The sequence below is a fragment of the Paenibacillus sp. 1A_MP2 genome (assembly GCF_052244825.1).
In the GTDB taxonomy this organism is placed as follows: domain Bacteria; phylum Bacillota; class Bacilli; order Paenibacillales; family Paenibacillaceae; genus Paenibacillus; species Paenibacillus vandeheii.
Map to the genome: position 1 here is coordinate 754,573 of NZ_JBQQCS010000001.1, position 26,273 is coordinate 780,845.

Annotated in this window: 20 protein-coding genes and 3 pseudogenes; 14 read left to right on the top strand and 9 right to left on the bottom strand. The window is 49.6% G+C overall.

Annotated features, from left to right (window positions below):
• Positions 1-8: 8 nt before the first annotated feature.
• Positions 9-2,573, bottom strand: coding sequence for an InlB B-repeat-containing protein (locus tag ACTWJ7_RS03890; RefSeq protein ID WP_443146338.1), 2,565 nt, complete (start codon positions 2,571-2,573; stop codon positions 9-11).
• 8 nt (positions 2,574-2,581) lie between these two features.
• Positions 2,582-3,085 (bottom strand): phage tail protein, encoded by a 504-nt coding sequence (locus tag ACTWJ7_RS03895; RefSeq protein ID WP_443145140.1) that lies wholly within the window; start codon positions 3,083-3,085, stop codon positions 2,582-2,584.
• Between the two features lie 538 nt (positions 3,086-3,623).
• Here ACTWJ7_RS03895 and trhO point away from each other — a divergent pair.
• The 9 genes and pseudogenes from trhO (at position 3,624) to ACTWJ7_RS03940 (ending at position 12,317) form a co-directional block, all read left to right on the top strand.
• On the top strand, positions 3,624-4,511 hold the full coding sequence (gene trhO / locus ACTWJ7_RS03900; RefSeq protein WP_024629833.1) for an oxygen-dependent tRNA uridine(34) hydroxylase TrhO: 888 nt from the start codon (positions 3,624-3,626) through the stop codon (positions 4,509-4,511).
• A gap of 13 nt (positions 4,512-4,524) precedes the next feature.
• Positions 4,525-5,172, top strand: a complete 648-nt coding sequence (locus ACTWJ7_RS03905) for a helix-turn-helix transcriptional regulator (RefSeq protein WP_094938072.1) — start codon at positions 4,525-4,527, stop codon at positions 5,170-5,172.
• A gap of 196 nt (positions 5,173-5,368) precedes the next feature.
• Positions 5,369-6,310, top strand: coding sequence for an Rpn family recombination-promoting nuclease/putative transposase (locus ACTWJ7_RS03910; RefSeq protein WP_079347946.1), 942 nt, complete (start codon positions 5,369-5,371; stop codon positions 6,308-6,310).
• A 357-nt stretch (positions 6,311-6,667) separates the two neighbouring features.
• Positions 6,668-7,716: pseudogene (locus ACTWJ7_RS03915) on the top strand (ABC transporter substrate-binding protein).
• A gap of 150 nt (positions 7,717-7,866) precedes the next feature.
• Complete coding sequence (locus tag ACTWJ7_RS03920) at positions 7,867-8,727, top strand: ABC transporter permease (RefSeq protein ID WP_052016574.1); 861 nt, start codon at positions 7,867-7,869, stop codon at positions 8,725-8,727.
• Between the two features lie 2 nt (positions 8,728-8,729).
• Positions 8,730-9,524, top strand: a complete 795-nt coding sequence (locus ACTWJ7_RS03925; RefSeq protein ID WP_063567603.1) for an ABC transporter ATP-binding protein — start codon at positions 8,730-8,732, stop codon at positions 9,522-9,524.
• 144 nt (positions 9,525-9,668) lie between these two features.
• A complete protein-coding gene (locus tag ACTWJ7_RS03930; protein WP_301880375.1) occupies positions 9,669-10,847 on the top strand; it encodes a winged helix-turn-helix domain-containing protein in 1,179 nt (392 codons plus the stop codon).
• Between the two features lie 73 nt (positions 10,848-10,920).
• A complete protein-coding gene (locus ACTWJ7_RS03935) occupies positions 10,921-12,021 on the top strand; it encodes an MFS transporter (RefSeq protein ID WP_443145141.1) in 1,101 nt (366 codons plus the stop codon).
• Complete coding sequence (locus tag ACTWJ7_RS03940; protein ID WP_443145142.1) at positions 11,934-12,317, top strand: hypothetical protein; 384 nt, start codon at positions 11,934-11,936, stop codon at positions 12,315-12,317. The genes ACTWJ7_RS03935 and ACTWJ7_RS03940 overlap by 88 nt, the downstream gene beginning before the upstream one ends.
• 213 nt (positions 12,318-12,530) lie before the next feature.
• Here ACTWJ7_RS03940 and ACTWJ7_RS03945 read toward each other — a convergent pair whose 3' ends face one another.
• Genes ACTWJ7_RS03945 through ACTWJ7_RS03965 form a run of 5 tightly spaced genes read right to left on the bottom strand, consistent with a single transcriptional unit; the run spans position 12,531 to position 16,920 of the window.
• On the bottom strand, positions 12,531-13,202 hold the full coding sequence (locus ACTWJ7_RS03945) for a class I SAM-dependent methyltransferase (RefSeq protein ID WP_301246056.1): 672 nt from the start codon (positions 13,200-13,202) through the stop codon (positions 12,531-12,533).
• Complete coding sequence (locus ACTWJ7_RS03950; RefSeq protein WP_443145143.1) at positions 13,199-13,870, bottom strand: glycosyltransferase family 4 protein; 672 nt, start codon at positions 13,868-13,870, stop codon at positions 13,199-13,201. Before ACTWJ7_RS03950 ends, ACTWJ7_RS03945 begins: the two co-directional genes overlap by 4 nt.
• On the bottom strand, positions 13,843-14,631 hold the full coding sequence (locus ACTWJ7_RS03955; protein WP_443145144.1) for a hypothetical protein: 789 nt from the start codon (positions 14,629-14,631) through the stop codon (positions 13,843-13,845). The genes ACTWJ7_RS03950 and ACTWJ7_RS03955 overlap by 28 nt, the downstream gene beginning before the upstream one ends.
• A gap of 1 nt (position 14,632) precedes the next feature.
• Complete coding sequence (locus ACTWJ7_RS03960; protein WP_301880368.1) at positions 14,633-15,625, bottom strand: glycosyltransferase; 993 nt, start codon at positions 15,623-15,625, stop codon at positions 14,633-14,635.
• The gene (locus ACTWJ7_RS03965; protein ID WP_301880367.1) at positions 15,625-16,920 is read right to left on the bottom strand and encodes a hypothetical protein; all 1,296 of its coding nucleotides are present in this window, start codon (positions 16,918-16,920) and stop codon (positions 15,625-15,627) included. Before ACTWJ7_RS03965 ends, ACTWJ7_RS03960 begins: the two co-directional genes overlap by 1 nt.
• A 426-nt stretch (positions 16,921-17,346) precedes the next feature.
• Between ACTWJ7_RS03965 and ACTWJ7_RS03970 the strand changes: the two are divergent.
• From ACTWJ7_RS03970 to cydC, 4 genes and pseudogenes are all read left to right on the top strand, one after another.
• A pseudogene (locus ACTWJ7_RS03970) lies at positions 17,347-18,760 on the top strand (cytochrome ubiquinol oxidase subunit I).
• Positions 18,744-19,760 carry a cytochrome d ubiquinol oxidase subunit II gene (gene cydB / locus ACTWJ7_RS03975; RefSeq protein ID WP_301880638.1) on the top strand — a complete coding sequence of 339 codons (1,017 nt, stop codon included), beginning with the start codon at positions 18,744-18,746 and terminating at the stop codon, positions 19,758-19,760. Before ACTWJ7_RS03970 ends, cydB begins: the two are co-directional and overlap by 17 nt.
• A 1-nt stretch (position 19,761) precedes the next feature.
• Positions 19,762-21,635: pseudogene (gene cydD / locus ACTWJ7_RS03980) on the top strand (thiol reductant ABC exporter subunit CydD).
• 1 nt (position 21,636) lies between these two features.
• Positions 21,637-23,586 (top strand): thiol reductant ABC exporter subunit CydC, encoded by a 1,950-nt coding sequence (gene cydC / locus ACTWJ7_RS03985; RefSeq protein ID WP_301880364.1) that lies wholly within the window; start codon positions 21,637-21,639, stop codon positions 23,584-23,586.
• A gap of 201 nt (positions 23,587-23,787) precedes the next feature.
• On the opposite strand, the gene ACTWJ7_RS03990 is transcribed toward cydC, so the two are convergent.
• Both ACTWJ7_RS03990 and ACTWJ7_RS03995 read right to left on the bottom strand, forming a co-directional pair.
• A complete protein-coding gene (locus ACTWJ7_RS03990; protein WP_053782675.1) occupies positions 23,788-24,747 on the bottom strand; it encodes an MraY family glycosyltransferase in 960 nt (319 codons plus the stop codon).
• Positions 24,748-24,916: 169 nt separating this feature from the next.
• Positions 24,917-25,225: an ArsR/SmtB family transcription factor gene (locus ACTWJ7_RS03995; RefSeq protein WP_301880637.1), complete on the bottom strand. Its 309-nt coding sequence runs from the start codon at positions 25,223-25,225 to the stop codon at positions 24,917-24,919.
• Positions 25,226-25,393: 168 nt separating this feature from the next.
• On the opposite strand from ACTWJ7_RS03995, the gene ACTWJ7_RS04000 reads away from it, so the two are divergent.
• Positions 25,394-25,783 carry a nuclear transport factor 2 family protein gene (locus ACTWJ7_RS04000; RefSeq protein ID WP_301880361.1) on the top strand — a complete coding sequence of 130 codons (390 nt, stop codon included), beginning with the start codon at positions 25,394-25,396 and terminating at the stop codon, positions 25,781-25,783.
• The last annotated feature ends 490 nt before the right edge of the window (positions 25,784-26,273 follow it).

The following is a 26,273-nucleotide window of genomic DNA, read 5'->3' on the forward strand; positions in this document are numbered from 1 at the left end:
ATAATTGGTTATTTTGGCATACTCAGCAATAACTTTACCGCTTCTGCACGCGTAGTGTTATCTCTAGGAGCAAAGGTATTCAGTTCTTTGCCGTTTAGTAGCCCGGACTTTTGCAAGCCAGCGACTGCTGCTCTGGCCCACACCGGAATCTCTTGATTATCTGCAAAGATGGATTCGGTGCCGGATTCTGCTTCTAACTGCAAAGCGTGGGCGACCATAACAGCCATTTCTGCACGGGTTACCGCTTCATTGGGACGAAAAGCCCCACCCGTGTCTCCTTGAATGAATCCCGCTTGTACAGCACGCGCTATAGCAGACTGTGCCCATGCTCCTATTTGTGAATAGTCGGTAAAAGATAACGTCGCTTCCGTGTAATCGGTTTGCAATGTATTCATCAGCATTACCGTAAATTCTGCACGTGTAATGGATGCGTCCGGCTTAAATGATCCATCGACATACCCTTTCACAATACCTTCACGGACAGCTTGCTGAATAACTTCTTTCGCCCAGTGATCCTCAATATCGCTAAACATAATCTCGGCTGGGGAAAGGGGTTGATCTACTGCAAATACGGCATATTTGGTGAAATGGTCCACGTCCACCCGAATTTGCTTCCCATCCACAGAAGATTCACCCGCGGAGAGCCAAACCTGTTCTTGTTCATCAAAATAAAATAGCTCAGCCTGCTGATTACTCTGTAACCCTGATGAATCAAATGTCAGTGATAAGGTTACGGGGACATTGAAGTTTTGCGGAACATTTTTGAGCAATTCATATACCGGGCTGAGTAGTTGGGTCTGATTGGTCAGCAGGGCAGAAGAATCTGTAAGCTGATCAATGGTGACCGTCAGTTTCTGATTCATCGCTCCGGTAGGGATGTTTACAGCAATGGCATTACCCAAGCTCACTTGGCCTGCCTGACCCGCTGCAAGTGTTAAGCGTCCATTGTTGGACGAATTTGATGTATTAGGTGGCGTAGGGTTAACGTTGGAGCTGTTGTTGTTCTGGTTGTCCGAGCCACTATTGCCATTATTACCTGACGGTGGCGTGGAATGAACAGTCCATTTGGCATATAAGGTCAGATCGGCTGTAATCTCCGTTTGATCAAAGTTGAATGGAGTCTTCAACTCGGGGTCCGTATACCAACCTGCAAACGTATAGCCGGAACGGCTTGGTGAAGCAGGTGCTGAAAGTTTCTTCCCATACTCAACAGCTACATCGGTAACTGCCGATCCTCCAAGTGTATTGAAAGCTACCGTATATGTGTATGGTGTCCATTTTGCAAACAGAGTGAGATTGTTGGTTATGGTTGTGTTATTGAAATCAAAAGCTTGGCTCAAAGCTGAATCCGTATACCAGCCAGCGAAAGTGTGACCTGTTTTGGTAGGATCAGAAGGTGCTGTTACCAGCTCACCATAATCAACCGCCTGATCAGCGACCTCTGTGCCACCACTAGATTCGAAATTAACGTTAAAGGAATCGATTGCCCATTTTGCAAACAGAGTGAGATTGCTGGTTATGATTGTGTTATTGAAATCAAAAGCCTGACTCAAAGCTGAATCCGTATACCAGCCGACGAAAGTATGGCCTGCTTTGGTTGGATCAGTTGGAGCAATAGCTTTTTCACCGTAATTCACCGTTTGTTGCGTTACTTCAGAACCGCCGTTACTGTTAAATGTCAGAGTCCGTGGCGCATAAAAGCTGAATTGAATGGTTGTCGTATTGCCTGCCGCATCGGTAACGACGAGTACATGTTCACCTTCCACACTGAATGTCTCTCCACTGAGGAACGGAGAGCCATCAAGGGTGGCTGTTCCCTCATTAAAGGTGATTATCCGGCTCGCACTGTATATTCCATTATTGATGACCCCCGTTACAACAGGGGGGACCTTATCAATGGAAAAGTGAACTGTTGTACTGCCAATGTGGTTGGTTACCACCAATATATAATCTCCATCTTCCGTAACTGCAGTGCCGCTCGTGAATGCAGCATCATTCAGGAGTGCCGTACCGCTATTAAATGTCGGCGTGACCGTTTGATTATACACACTCTCGTCGATTACCCCGCTGACAATCGGCGCCAAGTCCTGCTCAACTGTTATGGTAACAAACGCTGGTTCACTCGAGCCCGTTGCATTGATTGCAGCATAAGTAAAGCTGTCATTACCCACATAATTGTTATTCGGCGTGTATACAAACGAACCGTTAGCATTAAGGGTCAGTTGACCGTTCATGGGCGCACTTCTCTGTATGGCAGCAGAAGCATCACTATCATTGATTAGCACACCCGGAGAGTTGATGGTCAGCGGGGTGTTCTGCTTGGTGATATAGTTGTCTGTCACTGCATTTGGCAGTGGCATATCTACAATGTGAGGGATTTGTCCAGAGTTCGAAACGTAATACACCAGAAGCGGTTGATTGCTGTTCAGATTAGGCAATCTAAAATCAGTTGACCCATTGCCGCCAAATCTGTTGCCTATTAGGCTAAACAAGGATTGATTATTGGTGGTGGAAAGTAAGGAGCCATCAGCCAATATCCAGTTACTCAAAGGAAGTTGTACTAGAAGGGGAATGAGTTCTCCTACGTATTCGGAATCCGTCCCCCACTCCCGGCACGGTAAGACGGATCAATAGATATGGCATAATGGATGATATCACCCTTGATTTTGGGTAACTTGGGCAATTGGAATGTCTCCAGACCGTCTCCACCAAAGGTTGTACCAATCATTTGATACAAATCGTTGTATTGAGAGATAAGGAGATTTTGACCATTTGCCTCTAGCCAGCCCTTGGGGGTAAAGTAATACGGGAACAGGCGAACCTCACCAAGCACAGCATTATCGGCGCCGTACGTACCCTCTTCACGAGAGGGGAAGTCTCCATTTATGGATATGTAGTAGCCCATTCCCTCTGGTGCGGCATCTGAAAGATCGGGCACCGCAAATGTGTTTTTGCCGTCACCTCCAAAGTTGGTGCCCAGCAGGGAGAAAAGAGCGGAATTCTGAGCGATCGGCATGGTCTGTCCGGCAGCATACACCCAACCGGAGGGAGCTTTCGTGTAGGGGAATAATTGAATTTCACCCATATAGGGTTTTGCTCCTGCGGCATTGGCTTTTTGGACAAAGTGAGAATTGGTTCCCAACCCACTCAGCCCAATAAGAACTATTAACCATATGATGCTTACTTTCCTAAATAGTGTTAAACTCACGTTCTCATCCCCATTTTCCTCCTAATATATTCACAGTATGCTTTTTCAAATCCACATCTTTTGCTAGTCGGTGTGGGTAAGCCATATAATGATGAGCATAGTGTAATGGATACGAAAGCAAAAATGAATACGATTTTCGTTTGAATTTAAAATAAATTAAGATATTTTCCAGCTTCACATCATTTATGGTTCAATTGTTCCATAACTTTCATCCCTTTCTATACATTTATATTGACTAAGCTATTCCGCTTCCGATAAACTAGAATGCAGGAATAAAAGTCGAATGTTCAAAGCAGCAGTTCGAGACATTGTTTCGGACGGCTGTTTCTTTTCTTTTCATAAGCAAGGTTGCAACGTTGTAGTCTTGTCGGATGATCCGGCCAATAACAACATGGAATAGGAACAGGTGATACACATGTGTAACAGCGCGTACCGCGTGCTTTTATATTATAAGTTCGTGAAGATTGAAGACCCTGAGACGTTTACGCAAGAACATCTGCAATATTGCAAAGACTTGGGTGTGAAAGGCCGTATTCTGATTGCATCGGAAGGCATTAACGGCACTGTATCCGGTACGCCGGAGCAAACGGAGCAATACATGAAGGATATGCACGCCAATCCGCTGTTCAGCGATATGGTGTTCAAGATTGATGATGTCGAAGAGCATGCGTTCAAAAAAATATTTGTTCGTCACAAAGCTGAGCTGGTTACGTTCCGCGTGGAGGACGATTTGGACCCTAACGTCATTAGCGGTAAACGGTTGTCGCCAAAAGAATTTTACGAGCATCTTCAACAGGAGGATGTCATTGTAATTGACGGGCGTAATGACTACGAGTACGAGATTGGTCATTTCAGGGGAGCGATCCGTCCTGACGTGGAATCGTTCCGTGAATTCCCAGAGTGGATTCGGGAGAACCTGGGTGACATGAAGGACAAAAAGATCATCACCTACTGTACTGGCGGTATCCGTTGTGAGAAGCTGACCGGGTTCATGATTAACGAAGGTTTCCAAGACGTGGCACAACTTGAGGGCGGAATCGTGACCTACGGCAAGGATGATGAGGTACAAGGTCGTCTGTTTGATGGCAAATGTTATGTATTTGACGAGCGTATTTCCGTGCCGATTAACCGGACGGATGAAGATATCGTGATTGCCAGCTGTTATCACTGTGGCACGACGCATGACCGTTACATTAACTGTCCAACCTGCAACCTGCAGCATGTATGCTGTGAGGATTGCGAAGAGACGCATAACCGCTTTTGCTCGGATGCCTGCCGGGAGGCAGCACCGGTAACCGCATAAGCAGGGAGAGCAGGTGCTGATCGTGAAGCGCGAAGAGGAACGAACGACGCGTGAACGGATTTTGTTCATGCTGAAGCAGCAAGGCACAATGACCGCAAGGGAAATGACAGCCGAGCTTGGTCTGACCGGCATGGCGATTCGCCGTCATCTGACGGCACTGGAGCAGGATGGATGGATTGAGGTTCGGGAAGCAAGAGCCACAGCCGGACGCCCATCTTCCGTATACCATTTGACGGTACGCGGGGATAATTTTTTTCCAAAATCATATTCATCACTGACCCTGGAACTTCTGGAGGAACTGTCCGATTCAGCGGGTAGCGGTGTCGTGGATGCGTTGTTCGAGAGCCGCCGGGACAAGCTGCTTCGTAGTGGACAGCCACAGATGGAAGGTCAGGATCTGGCCGGACGTGTCGAGGAACTCGCGCGCATTCAGAATGCAAACGGATATATGGCCGATGCTTCCACGGAAGAGGATGGCACCTATGTACTGACCGAGCTGAACTGCCCCATTGTGCAGGTAGCGAGTGTTTATAAACAGGCTTGCCGCTGTGAGCTGGAGCTGTTCCGTTCATTGCTGCAGGCGGATGTGGAGCGCACTGAATGCTATGCGGACGGTGGTAAGAAATGTACGTATCAGATTCGCGAGGCGGCTGGGAATTGATAGGTTTGAGAGAAAAAGGGATTGTTTCGATTCGTCGAAGCAGTCTTTTTTTGTTTAAAAATGACGTAATAACGTTATCAATAGTATTAGACACGTGTTATAATTGAATTTAACATCCGGTGCATCTACATCCTTATATTTGTTTGGAAATTCAACAAATATATATTGTTAATTTTGCGCATAGGAGTGAACAATGATGAATGAACTGCTTGATCCCAAGAACGATTATGTGTTCAAACGAATTTTTGGAAGTGAAGAGAACAAGGATGTGCTTCTGGCTTTTCTGAATCACACCTTCAAAAATGCAGGTGAATCCTTACTGACCGAGATTGTGTTGATCAACCCTTACCTGGACAAGGATACCCCGAGAGATAAACAGTCCATTCTTGACATACGGGCCAAAACAGATCAAGGTGAGCTAATTAATGTTGAAATGCAGTTGTTTAATCAGTATGATTTAGAGAAGAGGACTTTGTTCTATTGGGGTAAACAATACTCCGGACAATTACTTGAGGGACAGAGATATAGCCAACTCAAAAAATGTGTTGCGATTAATATTGTTAATTTCAAAATGCTCGATAATGACCAGTACCACAACGTATTTCATTTAAGAGAAGATCATACCGATATTCCACTGACGGATGTTATAGAGATTCATTTTATGGAAATACCAAAGCTGAATGATGAAAATATTCAAATGAAGGATGGACTGGTGCGTTGGCTGTTATTTCTGAAAGGAATGACTAAATCAAGCTGGGAGGCGTTAATGATGCACGAACCGGAACCGGCTTTGAAAAAAGCCATGAGTGTATTGGAGTTTCTGAGCCAGGATGAGCAAGCACGTCAACGATACATCGACCGTCAGAAATTTCTATGGGATGAAGCTTCCATGATTGAGGGCGCACGAGAAGAAGGTCTCAAGAAAGGCCTGGAGGAAGGCATCCAAAAAGGAATTCAAAAAGGAATCGAAAAAGGCATCAAAGAAGGCATCAAAGAAGGCATCAAAGAAGGAGAAGCAGAGAGTAAACGAAAAATTGCACTCAATATGCTGTCTCTGGGCATTGAGTTGGATCTCATCATCAAAGCTACCGGGTTAACACCTGTTGAAATTGAAGAATTACAGACAGAACAAAAATAAGCTGAGGCCAGTATTCATCGGGAGAGATGGACAGTGGCCGTTCCCCTAAGACTTTCCGCTTGATTTGCGGAGGTCTTTTTTTGTTTTATGTAATGTTTTCTCTCACGCATCTGCAATGAAACCAAATTGGAAGCGGTTCAACCATTGACGGGAAACAGGTCGCACCTTAATATTAGGGAAACAATGAAATATCAACACGGGTCATGGACTTCAGTCGCATGAGGAAAGTCTATATTTGTCTGCTTTTGTCGGTCAAAGCAACAATGCGTTGAAGCGTTCGTTTTGTCCCGCCCTATCGTGTCACTTGGATAACGATGAGAGTATCAATATTTTAGAAGATGGAGAGGGGTTTCACACATGAAAAAGAAATTCTGGATGTCCTTAATGATGGTTGCATCAATGATCGTAGCGGCTGGTTGCGGAAATAACAGCGGCGGTAGCACAACGACCGAGGGATCAGGCAGCACAACAAGTGAAGGCACTGCGGAGAAATCGTATCGCATCGCGATCTCGCAGATCGTTGAGCATCCATCGCTGGATGCCACACGTGAAGGATTTATTGCAGCGCTGAAGGATGCAGGCCTTGAAGAGAACAAAAACCTGACGATTGATTACAATAACGCGCAAGGGGATTCAACGAACAACCTGTCCATTGCCCAGAAGATTGCGGGAGATTCCAAAAATGACCTGGTCCTTGGGATTGCAACACCATCCGCATTGGCTTTGGCTCAACAAGTAAAGGACAAGCCATTGCTGTTCGCAGCGGTGACGGACCCGCTGGGTGCCAAGCTGGTGAGTGACATGGACAAGCCAGGTGGTAACGTAACGGGTGCATCGGATACGAATCCAGAGGCCATCGTGCAGTTGGCTGATTTTATCGCCAAATATTTGCCGGATGTGAAGACGGTAGGTCTGGTTATCAACGAGGGCGAACCGAATGCGGTTGTAATGGCGAACAATGCGGAGAAAGCGCTGGCGACACACAATATCAAGCTAGTCAAGGCACCCGTAACGAACACATCCGAAGTTAAACAGGCAACCGATTCTCTGGTTGGAAAAGTAGATGCCTTCTATATCACGTTGGATAACTCGGTGGTTAGTGCAGTGGATACAATCATCCAGACAGCGAACAAAAATAAAATTCCGTTCTTCTCCAGTGACCGCGATACCGTGGAAAAGGGGCTTTCGCAACCGTAGGCTTCAAATACTACGATCACGGATATCAGGTTGGTGAAATGGCTGCGGACATTTTGAAAAATGGTACAAAACCAGGTGACATGAAAGTCACTGTACCGGACAAGCTGGATCTGATCCTGAACCTGAAGGCTGCTGAAGCTCAAGGCATCACCGTTACTGATGAGATGAAGGCAGAAGTGAAGGATCAGGACAACAACATTATTCAATAACCTGACCGGACGATCCTCCGGCAGTACGGATGCGAGGCGGACGTGAAACGGGTTCGCCTCATTCTTTTCGATAGACAGGGAGGAAGCAATGTGAATTTGACTTGGGGTTCAATTGAAGGGGCAATCGAGCTTGGATTGTTGTATGCACTGATGGCACTGGGTGTATATATTACATTCCGTATACTGGACTTCCCCGATCTCACCGTAGACGGAAGTTTTACAACAGGAGGCGCAATCGCGGCGGTCATGATATCCAACGACTTCTCTCCTTGGCTCGCTTGCTTGGCAGCAATGGCTGGAGGTATGTTGGCTGGAGCTTGTACAGGTCTGCTGCACACCAAAGGCAAAATTAACGGGCTGTTATCCGGTATTTTGATGATGATTGCCTTATATTCGATTAATATGCGTATTCTTGGCGCACCGAACAAATCCATTATGGGTATGGACAACCCCTTCTCGGGTGAGCATGTCATGATCATCATTATTGTGGTTGTGCTGGTGTTCAAAATCATGCTGGATCTGTTCATGAAAACAGATATTGGTCTGGCCCTGCGCGCAACAGGTGACAACAAACGCATGATCCGCAGCTTTGGTGCAAATACGGATGTCACCACCATTGTTGGTGTTAGTCTGTCCAACGGACTTGTTGCCCTGTCTGGAGCATTTATTGCGCAGCAATCCGGTTTTGCAGACATTACGATGGGGATTGGGATGATTGTCATCGGACTGGCCTCCGTTATTATCGGGGAAGCCATTCTGGGTGCAAGAACCGTATTTTGGGCCACACTGGCGGCCGTCGTCGGTTCAATTATTTACCGGATTGTGGTCGCGATTGCACTCCAGGTCGAATGGTTCGACACATCCGATCTGAAGCTGATTACCGCGGTGATCGTTATTATCGCACTTGTTTTCCCAACTATGCAGCGCTCCATGAAGCAGAAAAGTTTGGCTCGCAAACGAACTGAAGAGCTTATGGGCTCGTCGGGCCAACAGGCGAAGGGAGGCATGTGATCATGCTTGAGATTACACAAGTGACCAAGCTCTTTAATCCGGGAACTACGGACGAGAAAACGGCGCTGGTCGGCGTGAACCTGACGATGAATCCGGGAGACTTTGTGACGGTGATTGGCAGTAACGGCGCGGGCAAATCAACGTTAATGAACATTATCTCAGGCGTTATGAAACCCGACATGGGTGATGTGCTGATTAATGACCGTTCCATCAAAAGCCTGCCGGAGCATAAGCGCAGCAGCTGGATTGGCCGCGTCTTTCAGGACCCGATGGCGGGTACGGCACCGCATATGTCTATTGAGGAGAACATGGCGATGGCGTACAAACGAGGCAAAGGCCGCGGACTGGGCTTCGGAGTTACCCGCGCCAGACGGGAGATTTTCAACGCCCAGTTGGAGAAGCTCGGTATTGGGCTAGACAAACGCCCCAATGCCAAGGTTGGTCTGCTATCCGGTGGTGAACGCCAGGCGCTCAGCCTGCTGATGGCGACATTCACTCAGCCGCAGATTCTGCTGTTGGATGAGCACACGGCTGCGCTTGACCCCTCCCGTGCGGAGCTGATTACTGAATTGACCGAAACGCTTGTACGTGAGATGAGACTCACCACCCTGATGGTCACTCACAATATGGAACAGGCCATTCGTCTGGGCAATCGTCTAATTATGATGGATAAAGGCCGGATTATTCTGGACGTTAGCGAGGAGCGAAAGCGCACGCTGACTGTACCGGAGCTGTTGGGTGAATTTGAACGTATCAGCGGCAAAAAAATGGCGGATGATCGCGTAGTGCTGGGTTAAATTCTGGGGTCACCTTGCTTGCGATCAGCGAAGAGAGCCCGTCCATCTCAATACAAAACCTTTTGCGTTCTCGCAAAGGGTTTTTGTGGTATGTTGAAACAGAATAAGGACTACAATTAGTTAGCATACATAGGAGGGCCAAGCATGTCGTTACAATTCGATGAAGGAACATACACCGTAACCCGGCGTACCGATTCCATTCGCCTGCTCGCGAAGGAATTTGCGCTGCTGCATTTTCTGTATGAGAACAAGGAAAAAGCCTTTACTCGCAGTCAACTCCTGGACCGGGTATGGCCCTTGGAATATCCGGTCGAACGCACTGTGGATGATCACGTGTACCGTCTGCGCAAGAAACTGAAGCGTTGGGAAGAAATTGCAGTGGAGACCGTGCGGGGCTATGGTTACAGGCTTAATATTCGAGCTAATATGGCAATACTGCCCTCTAACCCTTCCGCACAAGATCAGGAGATGCGAGAAGCGATTCATGGATTGTTCCGCAAATATCATCTGTACGGGCAGGGTAAATCGATGCTCACGCTGCTGGATCAGCAAGAAGCGCTGGGCATTGAGGTTGATTCATTCTATCAGCTGTACATCCATTTTATTGTGGGAGATCTGGAATGGCTGATTACAACGACGGAAATTCCTTTGGAAGAACGTTTGTATTGGCTGCTGATTTTTACACATGCCCTGATTGAACCCTCGGAGAGTTTGCTATTGTACGAAAAGGCTCTGAATTCATCCGCATTGTCTGCGGATCAGCATCGTGAACTTCGTATTCTGAACATTGTTGAAGTCTACGCAGAGGTGGGTCAGTATGAACGAGCCAAAGCCCGACTCATGGAAACATATCATGTAATGGAGAAAGATGAATTGATCCATTTCAGACTTCCGGTCAAGCTCTCAGCGTTGTATGTGGAACTGTGGGGTGGCAGCGGCGAAGCGGTAGAGGATCAGATGGCTGTCCTGCATTCCGGGTTGAAAGATGCGCCATACTTGCGGGAAATCGGACGTTTTCAGATTATGGAAGGCCTATGGCTGCTCAGACAGGGTCGAATCCGTGAGGCAGAGCCAAGAATGGACGATGGTCTCGACGTATTGAAAATGACACTGAACGCACCGCTATATCTTAATTCCGCTTACCAGATATTGTTGTTCATGGCACATCACCGGATAGAGGGGCGCCTTCAAAGCAAATACCGTCAAGTCCATGCGGAAATCTCCAAAAGTTACGGTGTGCCTGCTTATGGGCAGCAAATTTTGACCGAAATCTCCACTTTTTTATCCCCCTTTCCTCCAGCCTCTGATCTTCCTCTGATATAACGCCCTTATGATTACAGCCAAGGAACATACAAGCCAGCTAACAAGGCTGTAATCAAGGGAGGAAGCATAACGTATGACCGTCATTTCAAATGACCCCAATTCATCATCCATTCCGTCCAATGGTTCATCCAAAAGCCTATGGGCCAACTTCCGCTTCATGCGGATGTTTATTGCGTATGCGCTCGCGACCTTTGGCGATTGGTTTGATGCACTGGCGATCCAAGTAATGGTCGCTTATCGTTGGGGTGCTGATCCGCTGATCATTGCCCTTATTCCGGTATGTATGGCTGTTCCGGGTATATTGTTGGGTTCTGTTGCAGGGGCACTCGCCGATCGGCTGCATAAGGTGAAAATCATGATGATATGTGATGTGATCACCGTTCTGCTTACGATTGCTATTCTCTTTGCGCCAAGTGCGGGCTGGCTGCTCCCGCTGCTTGCTCTTCGGGCCATGATGGGCGTATTCCATGTGCCAGCCCAGCAGGCGTTGACACGTCAGGTAGTGGCAGAGGAACATCTGTTTCAGGCATCGTCGCTGAATGGTTTTGTGAACCAATGCTCCAAAGTGGCGGGACCGCTGCTGGGCGCAGTCATTCTGGCCGTATTTTCACCACAAGTCTGTATTTTAATCAATGCTTGTACGCGCCTGTTGTCCGGAGCCGTGTTATGGCCTTTACGGCGTTTAACCGAGGAATCGGAACCATCTGCATCGGACGGAATTCCTTTGGGGGCGGCCGAGACCACGGAATCCCTATTCACCCAATGGCAGAAAGGCTGGCATTTTATCCATAAGAGTCGTACCCTTCTGAGTACAATTCTGTTTGGTTGTTTTGGATTAATGGCGATCCTCATGATCGATTATCAGTTTACAACACTATTTCGGGAGATCAAGCCGGGCAATGAAGCTCTGATCGGCTGGCTGGGATCATCTGCGGGAGCCGGCGCGGTTCTGGTTATTTTGCTATTGAATCGGCTTCCTCGAATCGGGTATGGCTGGGGGCTCGGTGGAGGATATGTGCTGATTGGTGCCGGAATTGGTGCGCTGGGCTGGATCGGTCCACAGACGTCTGAGATCTGGGTTATCATATGGGGGCTCTGCATCGGGCTGGGCAATGGCCTGTTTATGGTGACGTTGAATTACCTGCTGCAAAAGAAACCCCTCCTGCCTATGTAGGCCGTGTATTCGGTATTCAAAACTCGCTTTCCAGTGTCGTGCTGGTCGCTGCTCCACTTGCTGGCGGTGCCTTGATTCGGAGTGTGGGACCCAGTCCCACATTTCAATATATCGGCATGGCGACACTGGCCATTGGTGTGGCAGGCATGCTGCTGCAACGGATCTTATGGGAGGGGAACAGCCGCATCCAGCAGAGTCGACTGGAGGAGAGCTTGGACAAAAATCCATCAGACAGCCGTGATATCATTGTTGCGGTAAAAGAAGAGGAACGAGGAGCAGCCGCTTCGGTTACTTAACCGAAAGCGGCTGTTTCCATGGAATAGGTCAGTATATCATGCTTCCCACCAAGAGAAATAAGAAGTGGAGGCCATGAGTCCCCCACAGTAAGAGAGCCGCTGACGGATAAATTAATGGACTGGCCTGGAGGAACCACGTAACGTCCTAACTCATTAGATAGAAATGGACCTACATGCGGCTAGTTGCTGTGCCGTGATTTGGGCCCATTCGAATCATTCCTTACGAATAACAGCACGAAAACAACGAATCGCCGGGCCATACATGTCAGACCAGATGGCATCCTCGGGTTCATTCACACTTAGCTTGCCCTCGATTGTCAGCCCGGTGACAGCCATAATCGTCTCCAGCAGATCCGGGCGCATCTCGGGCACATCAAACGTGGCAATCAACCGTCCGTCTGGCTTCAGCACCCTGGCGAATTCGCGAAAGGCCCGCAGCATCGTGCCTGTATCCAGATGCTCCAACACGGAGATGCAGAATACGCTGTCAAATTTCTCGGATTCATACGGAAGCTGGGCCAGATTGGCCTGTGCAAGATGTAATCTGTCCAGGCTCGATTCTGGCAGGTCACGTGCTGCCTGCTCGCCAAAATCAGAAGCGATATCCAGCCTGATTGCTTCTCTGGACATAATACGCTCATCCCAATCACAGGCATGAACTTCCCGGCAGTACTCTGCCAGCCAAAATTTGAAGGGATGGGATATACCACAGGCGGCGTCGAGTACGACGTCCTCCTGACGTGCAAACTGGCGCGCCCATTCGTATTCATACGGACGGCTCCACCACGCTGGATGCAGTGGAAAGACCAATGTATCCGTTTTGGGGTCACCCTCCCGAATGTATCTTGATTCCATGAAATCCGTTGCATTTGGCGTATCCATCATCCCCGAATTCCCTCCTTTAATCCTGCTTCTGCCAGAAAAGATTCCAATACCGTACTCCACCTGCTCCGCCAATGGGATATGTCGTAGGACAGTGCCGTCTCACGAGCATAGATACCCAATCGCTCCCGCTCTGCCCTGTCCTGAACGAGACGCACCAGCGCGGCGGTCAGCGCTTCTTCACCTGGAGGTATCAGCAGGCCGTTGAAGCCATCCTGAATCAGATCATTCAGCCCGCCAACATTGGAAGCAACGACCGGAAGCCCGCAGCTCATCGCCTCCAGACAAGCGTAGGACGTTCCTTCCGAGAAAACGGTAGGAATCACAGCGATGTCTGCCTGATGGTAGGCCTCGCGGATATCCCGAAAATCATACGTGCGATGTTTGATTCGGTCTGCATGAGGGTGCGTGCGATGCCAATAACGGAAGGAACTACCTACCGTGCTGCCTTCGACCAGTTCTCCGGCAAATTCGACCTCCAGGTCGGGAAAAGCACCGAGTAGTCGGTCAGCTGCCAGCATCATTGGAATAATGCCCCGTTCCATGCTGATGCGGCGCGGATACAGGATGCGCAGGGGACGCGGAGGGTTCCCATGAATTGCAGCGGTTGTAACTTCGGCCTGCTTCTTCAAATATTCATCCGTCAGCTCATTTGGCTGCCAGCCAGCCACATTCTGTCTGATATCCCCGAGTCCAGTTCCTCAGCGATTACGGTCACCTCGGATCGATCCGTCCGTAACACGCCGTCTCCATCGTTTCTTTTCCTGACGAGTGATGCAGCATTCAACCCGGAGATGATGGCTCCAGCATGATCTTCATAGCTCGCAAGATCTTTCTTCCATGCAGCCAGCCATTCCTCTTCCTGTTCATGCTCGAACGTACGCCTTGGCGGAGCAGGCGTGAAGTAGGAGGTATCCACTGCATTGGGAATGAGTACAACCTGACCAGGATCGGTAAACGTACAAGCAGCACGGCAAAAGGTCTGAAAATGCGAATCTACCGACACAATGCGTACAAGTCCATCCAGTGCCAGCTGGATATGTTCAGCAACTTGCTGCTTGGTTTCGAGCGGCAACGCAGGACGATCCCAGTTAATCCCGTGGCAGATGCCGAGACTGCCCGGCTTGTAAGCAATGGGCTGCCACAGGCAGCTTGCATAGATTACAGGTCCCCGTGCTGCTGCGGCCATTCGGGCAAAAGCTTCAGGCACATCATTCATATCGTAGGCATATCCATATACATCAATCTGTTCCGTACGAGTCTGAAATGCTTCAAAATAGGACAACTGGTGCACCTCGGGAATGTGTCCCAATCCGCGGATTACGCTGCACAAATCAAGGACGTATCGCTCCAGCCCGCCCCCGAACACCCGGCTGAATTCGCGGTTATATCCATCGGTGAAGCTGTGTGTCAATATGCTGACCACGCCCATCTCACTGCTCCTCCTTCCACGGAATCAGTCGGGGCTCCGGATCAAGAATCGATTCATAGTGCTCCAGGCTGCCCCACTCGCCGTGTGGATCAATTCGTTTGTAACGCAAGTATTTCCGAACCCGATCCTCCAGACTTCCTGCCCAGCCAAGATGCTGAACCTTCAACTCCGTGCTGATTCCGGGCAATACGGTGCAGGGCAAGGGAAGGCGAGGCACATGATGATTTTGCTGCGGATAAAAGTAGGGATAACCCGGCATATAACGGACCAAGGAAGCGGTATGCCGTCGGTGAAGCCCCCAAAGATCATCTTCCCGATAGTGGGTTCGGCCGCCCCACATATCGTAGAAACGGAAAGCAATCCAGTCCGAATGATCCTGGTTAATCAGAGCGCGTATCGCTTTCTTGGCTTCCGCACTGTACAGCTCATCGGCATCGACCGAGAGCAACCAGTCCGGCGAGGTTCCTGCCGCTGCCTGCCACAGAGCGTTACGTAAGCGCCATTCCTCCGCAAATAACGGCTTTTCCAACACTTCCAGGCGAACGACCTTTGGATAGGCCCTGCATATATCTGGTGTTCCATCTGTGCTGGCATCATCCACAATGACAATTTCATCCACGAATTCACTCAGATCGTCCAGCACTTCCTCCAGATATCGTCCGCGCTCGTTACGCACCTGTAGCATGGCGGTCAGTTTATTGTCCTGACTTTTACGAACCCGACGAATCGAGAACGGCTCTCTGAATACGCCTGTATCCTTGTGCTTTACAGCATCCTGATTTCCTGGGTGCTCTGTGCTATATCTTTGATGGGTTTCACTTCGGATATCCAACGGACTCAGCGCATTTTCCAGATGGCTATCGCCAGTTTCCAGTGGCTCAGCGTGCGGTGATTGCGGCGCTTCCGTTAGAGTACGAGTTGTCTCGGATCGTATATCCCTATGCACAATTGGTCCATTCACATGTTGTCTGCGTTTCTTCGGGTCCAGCATCATTATGGCACCTCCCCCAGCAATTGCTGGACGGCATGATCCAGCAGCTCCATCTCGACGATCTGGGCAAGAGCATCTTCATCCTCCAGCGCCATCTCCAAAAATTGTCTCACCGCTCCGTGCCGTTCTCCTCGCAGAGCCAGGGTTAGACCCGATAACTGCCGATAGTCCTGTCGGCTGGCATTATCCTGAATATCCACTGTGTGCACCAAATCCAATGCATCTTCCACACGCCCAGTCTCCTGATAGATACGAAATTTCCAATGTCGTGCCGTTTCGCCGCCGAGTTCATCCAAAATGTGCAATGCGTTTCCGTAATCATCATTCAGACGCAGCAGTTCAGCCTGGACGAGCTGGTTCTCCCCGGCCTCCAGCCAGCGGCAGAGCTGTTCATAATGGTGTCGTTCCTGCTCGTTGCCAGCGCTGATTCCATACACCTGCAACGCATTCTCGATTTCCCCGGTCCTCGCATGAATAGCGGATAGGAATCGATAGTGGGAGCTCACACAATCATTGCGGCCGTTTAATACTGCGTGGGAGAAGGCCTCCTTGAGCGAAGCGACCGCTCTGGAATCTTCGAGCATATATTCATAGGCGGCCAGCAAAAAGGAAATCGTCTCATGCGCTCCTGCTTTGGAGCGAAGCTGACGATAGAAGTCGGCGCGCACACTGCATTGCAGCTGGGTAACCGTATCCTGAACACCCGAGAGGGTCTGTCGCAGCGCATGCAGGAATAGCAGTTCATAGTCCCGGAGAGGCACTTCGAGATCATCCTTTTGCATGACACCAGCAGGAGAGGTATCTTCTCCATTTAGCCAGATGGCACGTACACCCTGGAATACCAGCTTCATATAGCGTGTTTCTGAAGTGGTGCCCACCAGATCGGCGATTCCGACCAGTCTTGAAATGCAGCTTTCCCACAAGGGGGACTCCGCTTCTTCACCAACCGGCTCGGGAAGAAGTACAATACAAAGCTCCGGATTGAGTGAGGCTGAGGCGGTCAGCCAGTAGGGATGAGCAACCACTGCAACCGTTCGGGGCTCCTGCAACAATTGTTCAGCTTCGGGAAGTGTGATGACAGTGATATTCGCAGGCATTTCCTCGGAGCGCTCCAGGCAGCTGACATAGTAGACAGGCCCTTCCGCGACCATCAGAGCAGCGATGTCTGGATAGGGAAAAGCAGACCACCCTCCCTTTCGGGGGAAAAGAACATAACGAAAGGCAGGCAGAGCCGTACCTGATTCTGCAACTACCCCGTAATACGGCTCCGCGTCCGGGATTGGGGACAACTCTTCCATCAATAAATCACCTCACTTGATTTGCATTTTTGTCCGTTCAAGAATTGAAGCAACGTCATCGCAGATTTTTGGATCGTCGTTGCTTTGAATGATATCAATGAAACCAATGGTTCAATATGTAATGCCTTTTTTGCACAGTGTATTTTATGCCTGACACTAACATATGGGCGTTCCGTCCCAAACATGAGCATCTTCCGCGAATAGAGGAAGCTGGCAAGCCCAAAGAATAGGCTTAATTTTTTCTATTGTGTGACCATCGTCACTTTTTTTGTTGTCATGGCAGGGTTTGTGATAATTGTCACATGTATAAAATAGTCTATCTGGCACAATACGTTCATCAATACGTGTTTGGCTGACAGAAACTGAAGAAGGGGCTTCAATGCCAAATACGAAAACTGCGAAGGAACAGAAAGAAGGGGTAACGGTATGGATCCGATCATGTTATCGCGTATCCAATATGCGCTCACAACGATTTTCCATTTCTTTTTGTGCCGCTGTCCATCGGTCTTGTGCTGCTGGTAGCGATTATGGAGACGTTGTACGTAGTGAAGGGTAAGGAAGTTTACAAAACGATGGCCAAATTCTGGGCAAATTGTTTCTGATTAACTTTGCTGTCGGTGTGGTCACAGGCATTCTGCAAGAATTCCAGTTCGGCATGAACTGGTCGGAGTACTCCCGCTTTGTTGGGGACGTATTTGGTGCGCCACTGGCTGTGGAAGCCCTGCTGGCGTTTTTTATGGAGTCTACCTTTATTGGCCTCTGGATTTTCGGATGGGATCGCTTGTCCAAGAAAGTGCACTTGGCCTGTATCTGGCTGGTATTTGTCGGCACATTTCTGTCTGCGCTCTGGATTCTGGCAGCCAATTCATTCATGCAGCACCCGGTAGGCTTCGAGATTAATAATGGCCGTGCCGAGATGAATGATTTCTTTGCACTGATTACCAATGGTCAACTGCTGGTGGAGTTCCCGCACACGATTTTTGGTGCCTTGATGACAGGGGCATTTGTCGTAACCGGCATTAGTGCTTACAAGCTGATGAAGAAGCAGGATGTGGAGATTTTCCGCAAATCATTTAACATTGCCATCATTATTGGCCTGGTTTCCTCGTTGGGGGTTGCTTTCTCGGGTCACTTCCAGGCGCAATATCTGGTGGAGACGCAGCCGATGAAAATGGCCGCCAGTGAAGGAACATGGACGACGACGGAAGACCCTGCACCATGGACGGTGGTGGCTTTTATCGATCCGAACAAACAGGAGAATTCCGGCGAGATCAAGATCCCTGGATTACTCAGTTATCTGTCCTATAGCAAGTTCTCCGGCAGTGTCAAAGGCATGAAAGAACTGCAAGCGGAGTACGAGCAAACGTATGGACCAGGCGACTATATTCCACCAGTCCGGACGACATTCTGGAGCTTCCGCATCATGATTGCTGCGGGTGGATTGATGATTTTGCTGGCTATATACGGTACATTCCTGACGATGCGCCGGAGGTTAGAGGGAGCAGGCAAGTGGTTTATGCGTCTGATGGTGTTCGCCATCTCCCTGCCGTTTATCGCCAATACGTCAGGCTGGATTATGACTGAGGTAGGAAGGCAGCCTTGGACGGTATTCGGCTACATGACGACTGCAGCCGGGGTATCCCCGAACGTAAGCGCAGGACAGATATTGTTCTCCACCATTGCGTTTACAGCAGCTTATACGGTTCTCGGCATTGTGATGGTTTATCTGTTCGTTCGTGAAATCAAGGCCGGGCCATATGCAGTCGAAAAGCCGGAGGAGCATGATGAATCGGCCGATCCGTTCGGCGTGGATGGGGGTTATTCTGTTGTCACTAAGTGAGTTGTGGTTTTTGCTGATTGCCGTCTTGTTTGTTGGTTTTTTCTTTCTGGAAGGTTTTGATTTTGGTGTGGGCATGTCCACTGCAATCATCGGCAAAACGGATCGTGAACGTCGTACGCTGATCAACTCGATCGGTCCGTTCTGGGATGGCAATGAGGTTTGGCTGATTACGGCGGGGGGTGCAATGTTTGCTGCCTTCCCGCACTGGTACGCCACGCTGTTCAGCGGTTTTTATCTGCCGCTGGTGGTGGTGCTGCTGGCCTTGATCGGCCGCGGAGTTGCCTTTGAGTTCCGCAGCAAGATGAGACATGAACGCTGGCGCAAAACTTGGGACATCATCATCGTAGTCTCCAGTGCGTTACTGCCGTTCTTGTTCGGGGTTGTTTTCGCTACCTTGATGAAAGGCCTACCTATTGATGCGCAGATGCAGCTTCGCCCCGGCTTCCTGGACATCGTCAATCCGTATACGGTGGTAGGTGGGTTGAGCGTGACGTTGTTATGTCTGGTCCATGGTCTGCTGTTTGCTTCCTTGCGGACCGTCGGAGATCTTAGAGAACGTGCCCTGAATATGGCCAAAAAGCTGATGCTACCGCTGGCCGCGATCCTCGCGATCTACGCTGTGATGACATACTTCATGACCGATGTGTTCGCCGTACGCGGCTGGGCACTCTGGATTATGGTTGTCCTGGGTGCTGCTGCATTGGGTTTGGCGGCTTACTTCGTGCGTCAGAAGCGTGAAGCATGGGCCTTCGGCATGACAGGAGCCGTGATTGCGATCGCGTTTGCCTCCGTATTCATCGGTCTGTTCCCAAGGGTCATGGTGAGTTCAATGGGTTCGGCGTTTGACCTGACGGTCTATAATGCTTCATCCGGTGCATATTCGCTGAAAGTGATGACAATTGTGGCTTGTACGCTGCTTCCGTTTGTACTCGGCTATCAGATCTGGAGTTATTACATTTTCCGCAAACGTCTGAACGATCAGCATCACCTGGAGTACTGAGATGGGACGGGGGCTGCTGAAGCTGCCGGGCATCCGTCCGGTACTCGCGCTGGCCTCAGCGCTGGTGCTGTTGCAGGCGATGACGATTATCATGCAGGCCAAATGGCTGGCACAGTCCATTACGGCATTGTTTGAAGGTTCAACCGTAACGGAGCAGTACCCGGTGCTGCTGTGGTTCCTGGCTGCTTTTGCCGCCCGCTATGCCATCTCCTTCTGGTTGCAGCTCATTGCTTCAAGATTTGCGGAGAAGACAGGAAACGATCTGCGCCAGCAGATGGTGCTTCAGTGGTTTCGGCTGGGGCCGCGTTATGCCAAAACGGAGGGAACAGGGCACCTGGTAACGTTGGCGCGCGAAGGAACAGCCCAGTATAAGACGTATCTGGAACTGTTTATTCCTCGAATGCTGGGGATGGGATTCACGCCAATCGTTATTCTGTTGTACGTCTTCAAGCTGGATATGATGTCCGGGGTGATTTTGACGCTGACGCTGCCTATCCTGATCGTGTTTATGATTCTGGTGGGTTTGGCTGCACAGCGAAAGATCGACGGACAGTTCAAGTCCTACAAAGCGTTGGCGAACCATTTCGTGGATACGCTGCGAGGATTGGAGACATTGAAAACACTGGGACAGAGCAGCAGACATGGCGAGACAATTATTCGGGTCAGCCAGCGTTATCGTAAGGCTACGATGTCTACCCTGCGCATGGCTTTTCTGTCCTCATTCGCACTCGATTTCTTCACCATGCTGTCGGTGGCTTCGGTGGCGGTTGGTTTGGGGCTGCGGCTGACGGAAGGGCATATGCTGATTGGGCCGGCGCTGACTGTACTCATTCTCGCACCCGAATACTTCCTGCCTGTACGAATGGTAGGCGCAGATTACCACGCCACATTGGATGGCAAGGAGGCCGGGGAAACGATCAGTCAGATGATTGAACGAGGGAAATTGGCCGAACGTAAGCAAAAGGAAGAATACACGAGTGCTGTTCTGCATGATGTGTCAGAAAAGAACGGGGAATCCTCTTCGCCTGAGCCTTTTTCTGGCCCATGCGATGTGCCTCCATCCACTATAAGGGTGGTTTTGGGTAAGGTAAGTGATCGGAGTGGCGTCGCTGCTTCCTCATCGAAACCGTTCTGGGAGGCGACCTGTAGAGTAGCGCTCACCAACGTACAGGTGCGGCATGAGGAAGATGGGCCATGCTCGCTGAATGATGTGACGTTTCAGGTTTCCGGTCTTGGCAAAGTAGGCATTATTGGAGCCAGCGGAGCAGGGAAATCAACCTTGATTGATGTATTGGCAGGCTTCCAGCCACTTACTTCAGGCCAATTCTTATACAACGGCCAGCCCTTATCTCCAGAGATGATGGAGGATTGGCGCAAACAAACGGCTGCTATCCCGCAGCATCCATACATTTTCAGTGGCAGTCTGGCGGATAACATTCGATTTTATAAGCCGGAAGCTTCGGATGCGGAGGTGGCAGAAGCCATTCGCGCAGCTGGTTTGCACAAGCTTGCTTCCTCATTGCCGAATGGGTTGCAGGAGCTGATTGGGGCCGGGGAAGGCAGCTCAGCGGCGGGCAGGAACAGCGGGTGGCTTTGGCGAGAGCCCTGCTTAGTGCGCGCCCGATTCTCCTACTGGATGAGCCGACCGCTCATCTGGATGTGGAGACCGAGTATGAACTGAAACAGACGATGCTGCCGCTGTTTGAGGGCAAGCTGGTGTTTCTGGCAACACATCGACTGCACTGGATGCCCCATATGGACAGGATAATCGTAATGGATGGCGGCACGGTTGCAGAGACAGGAACACATGAGGAATTGTTGGCACGACAAGGCGTATATTACCAGATGATTCAGGCCCAGATGGAGGCGGTATGAGATGAAAGCCGGATACGAGCAGACAGAAACAGCCCATAGCGGGAGCGAAAAGAATAGTTGGATCACTCCGTACGTGGCACAGTACCGCTGGAGATTGGTGGCAGTCATTGCGCTGGGGTTATGCGCTACGCTATGTGCTGTCATGCTGCTCTTCACCTCCGGGTTTCTGATCTCCAAGTCAGCGCTCCGTCCTGAAAATATTTTGATGGTATATGTACCGATTGTGGGTGTTCGTGCATTTGGGATTTTCCGTGCCGTATTCCGGTATGTCGAACGTCTGGCCGGACATGATGCCGTTTTGCGTGTGCTTGCGGATCAGCGCGTGAAGCTGTATCGGATTTTGGAGCCGCAAGCACTGTTTCTGCGCTCCCGCATGCAGACAGGAGACGTACTTGGTGCTCTCGCAGAGGACGTGGAACGACTGCAGGATATTTACCTGCGTACGGTGTTTCCGGCGGTTACGGCGCTCGTGATGTACGGTGGAGCTGTTGTAGCTTTTGGCAGCGTTGATCTGGGGTTTGCACTGTGGATGGGTTTATATATGCTTTTTCTGGTGGCCGTGCTGCCTGACATCTCACTCCGTGTGACGTGGAAATTGCGGGTGCGACTGAAGCGGGAGAATGCTAAATTGTACACTCGGCTGACAGATGGTGTGCTTGGCCTTGGGGATTGGGTAGCGAGTGGACGAGCCGCTGAATTTGTACGTCGGCAGGGAGAGGCAGAAGGACAGGCAGATATTATTCAGCTCCGATTACGGCAATGGACGCGCTGGCGTGATCTGTTAGCTCAGTGCGTGATTGGATTAATGGTCGTATCCGTGACGTTATGGGCGGGAAGTTCGGCTTCTGCCGGGCAGCTGCCTGCGGTCATGATTGCTGCATTTGTGTTGGTGCTGTTTCCACTCACGGAAGCATTGCTGCCCGTAGGCGATGCCGTAGAGCATATCCCGCAGTATCGTGAATCGCTGGAACGATTGCAGCACTTGGAAGGTGAAGAGCATACGTCAGAACAGTCTGGAATTGAAGAATTGAATGCAGCAGCCAGAGTGAAAGAGGATATGACCTCAGGTGTATCAGGCAGCAATTCGGTAGCTGGACAGCAGCCGGGTTCCCTGGAGCGCACAGAGAGTGCATCGGATCGACGTATTCGCTTGCGCATTCCGCCCAGGCTGCGAGCTGATATTCAGATCGATCAGGTGAGTTATCGTTATACGCCAGATGCTCCATTTGCAGTGCAGGATGTATCCCTTCATCTTCCTCAGGGCAAACGTTTGGCTATTCTCGGTCGCAGTGGCGGAGGAAAGTCGACCCTTCTGAAGCTGATTCAGGGCGCGTTGCTTCCATCCGCCGGGAACGTGTTAATCAATGATCTTCCAGTACAAACGCTAGGCGAGAATGTACCGGATGTTATTGCCGTGCTGAATCAAAGCCCGCATTTATTTGATACGACGGTAGCCAACAACTTGCGAATTGGCCGTCCGCATGCAACAGACGAGGAGATCCAGCGAGTGGCCGCGCAAGTAGGTCTATCCGATCTCATTGAATCTTTACCACAGGGGTACGATACTCCGATGCTGGAGACCGGTCTTCGTTTCTCTGGTGGAGAAAGACAGCGGATTGCGCTGGCCCGGGTGCTGCTTCGCGAAACGCCTGTCGTTATTTTCGATGAGCCGACGGTAGGACTTGATCCTGTGACGGAACGAGCGCTCATGCGAACGATTCTGGACAGCATGCAGGGCAAAACGATGATCTGGGTCACCCATCACCTGATGGGAGCGGAACGGATGGATGAAGTTATTTTTATGGAAAATGGACAGATCACCATGCAGGGTTCTCACGAACAATTGCTGGCTCGGGAAGAGCGTTATCGCCGTCTGATCGAACTCGATCGACCGGGATGGGTAGATGGGCAGAAACCTGCGGTTCCACTGTCATCTGTAGCTCCAAGATAAGAGCGAATATAAGGTCCAGATGCAGGCAGGGGCGGGTATCGGATAGGGTAGAGTGCGTAGACAGAGGTTTGTGCACGACAAGATAGCTACTCCGTTAGAAGGTTAATTCGCTTCGTTAGTGACATAGCAAGAGACGAGCCACAAAATTATTGGGCTCGTCTCTTTTTTACAACCTTATGTTGTAACGTTTGTTTCTAACATTTACATCTCCACCAGCATCAAAATAATGGACGAGAGGCAAAGGCAGGTACTGATGAGGTACAGGACCCCAACTACCTGTTTGTGATTCAGACCAGCACGCAGCAAGCGATAATGTGCTTGACTCGCATCTGCCTGATAGATGGCTTTGCCTTGGATAAAACGTTTGATGACCACAAAAATGTTGTCGAAGATCGGCACACCGAGCGCCAAAATAGGGATAAAAATGGACAGCATGGTCGCTTGTTTGAATGCACCGTCCAAGGCGATTACCGCCAGAATAAAGCCGAGAAACGTAGCTCCTGCATCGCCCATGAACACCTTAGCGGGAGCTTTGTTATATTTCAGATAACCAAGGGTTACACCAACCAGCGTAATGGCCATGAGGGCAGAATCCGTTTGTCCTTTGGTCATTGCAACGATGAACAATGTAATGGCCGAGATAGCGGACAAACCGCCTGCCAGCCCATCCATGCCATCCGTGAAGTTAATGACTGTCGTCACACCGAAGATCCACAGGATCGTCAGAATGAATTGCAGCCAGATCGGGAGCATGATGTATTCGGAGTTGAAGGGATTCACGAATCCCGTGAAAGCAATGCCGGAAGCAAATACGAGCACGGCCGCCGAGACCTGAATAATCATCTTGGGCAGGGCAGGGAAGTCTTTGCCTTTGGTTTTGTACCAGTCATCGACTGTGCCAATCGTTAACAGCAGCATACCGCCAGCGACCAGGGCCGCCGTTTCCCATGAGATTTCTTTCGTCAGAACAATGTATGTCAGGAAGAATCCAGTAAATATCGCGTAACTCGCCGTCAGTGGAATGGGCTGCCTGTGCAGCTTGCGCTCCACGTCTTGCCGGGGCTTGTCCACAAAATCGAGCCGATGTGCCAGTCGACCAAGCGGCGGAATAAGCAGAACCACGACAGCAAAAGACAGCATAAAAGCCAGTATGTATACCATAAATTCGCTTGATTCACTCCTATCTAGCAATTTCCCCCTATTATACGAGCTAAACAGGAAATCTGTCGATGTCATTATTGTAACCTAAGCTTGATTCAAACTTGTACGAGAGCCAAATTTAGCTTAGAGTCTCTGTGGCAGATAGGAGCCGAAGATAGCAATTGTGGTATCATTCCTCGGTGGTATTCAGAATCAGTTCAACAAGACCGGGAAAACGGGTGTTCAAATCGTCCTTACGCAAAGAGTAAAAATGTTGTTTGCCTTCAATGCGAGGCTGGATAAGGCCTGCTTCACGCAGGATTTTAATGTGATGAGACAACGTTGATTTGGAAATATGGTCTACTTCGAAGGCGGAACAGTTTTTCTCACCAGAGCTGGCCAGACAGTGTGCAATTTTCATCCGTACCGGATCACCGAGTGCGTTGCAGACCGTAGTCAGATTCAATTCCGAAGCCATAGGTATCGTTGGAGTTTTCATATCTATGACGGTAGCATATTCGACAATCTCTTTCAATGTTTGATTTTTTTCGAACTGAGGGTTGTCCTGGGAATGGAAAGTGTGATACATTTCATCTCAGTTGTTAGTTTGAAATTTTTCGAACTATATAATGCAAAAGCGGATTGTATAATTTTAGGAGGAATATGAATGAGCACAACAAGCAATACGACAATGTTAAACAACTATTTCCGTTTATTTGACGCTTCCCGTACGGACGAACGTGCAATGCAGGATCTGTTATCCCTGTTTACACCGGATGCAGAGATTGTTCTGAACGGCACCAGCAGAACAGGTTTCGATGGTTTTATGAATGCATTTTACGAATACAATAGCGATGTGAAACACATGTGGGATCGTTGGGAGCTTCAACCGGACGGCAGCTATCAGACGAACTGGGCCTTATGTGGGCTAGCGACAGATGGTACCGTATATGCCAAAACAGGCATCGATATTGCTCGTGTGAATGAGGCGGGGCAGATTGCATATTTGGAAAACGTGCAGTCCGATAAGGATGCATTCAGCAAATATAACCAGTAATTTTCATGTACCTGTAGACAACCTAAAACTTCACAGCAGCTTCATGCTGTGGAGTTTTGTTATGCCCATATGTCAATCATTTTATATTCAGCATGCTGATTGCCACTATTTTGCTTAACATACTCATCAGCACGTTATTAAGTGTGAGGTGAGCGGAGGAGTAACGAGGAACATTCTTATTATATTTTGTGGAAAAAAAGCCTGCATGAAAAAGGCCGTCCCCATTGCACTAGGGGACGGCCCTCATGAAATTGCATCTGACTGGTCATCGGGGTGTCATATGTTATTACGAACCGGGCGCAGCCCCCAGCGACCATCCATAGCATGGATAGGGTGAACGGCTACTTCCAACGAATCTCACACACGCTATTGGAGGGTATTCGGCATAATCAAATTTTTAACGAATCTCAGGCACGCTATTGCCCTGTATTTTCAACTTATAGGCAGATATATGCTGCAATTACCCGGTATAAGGTGGCTGAAGTTCGTT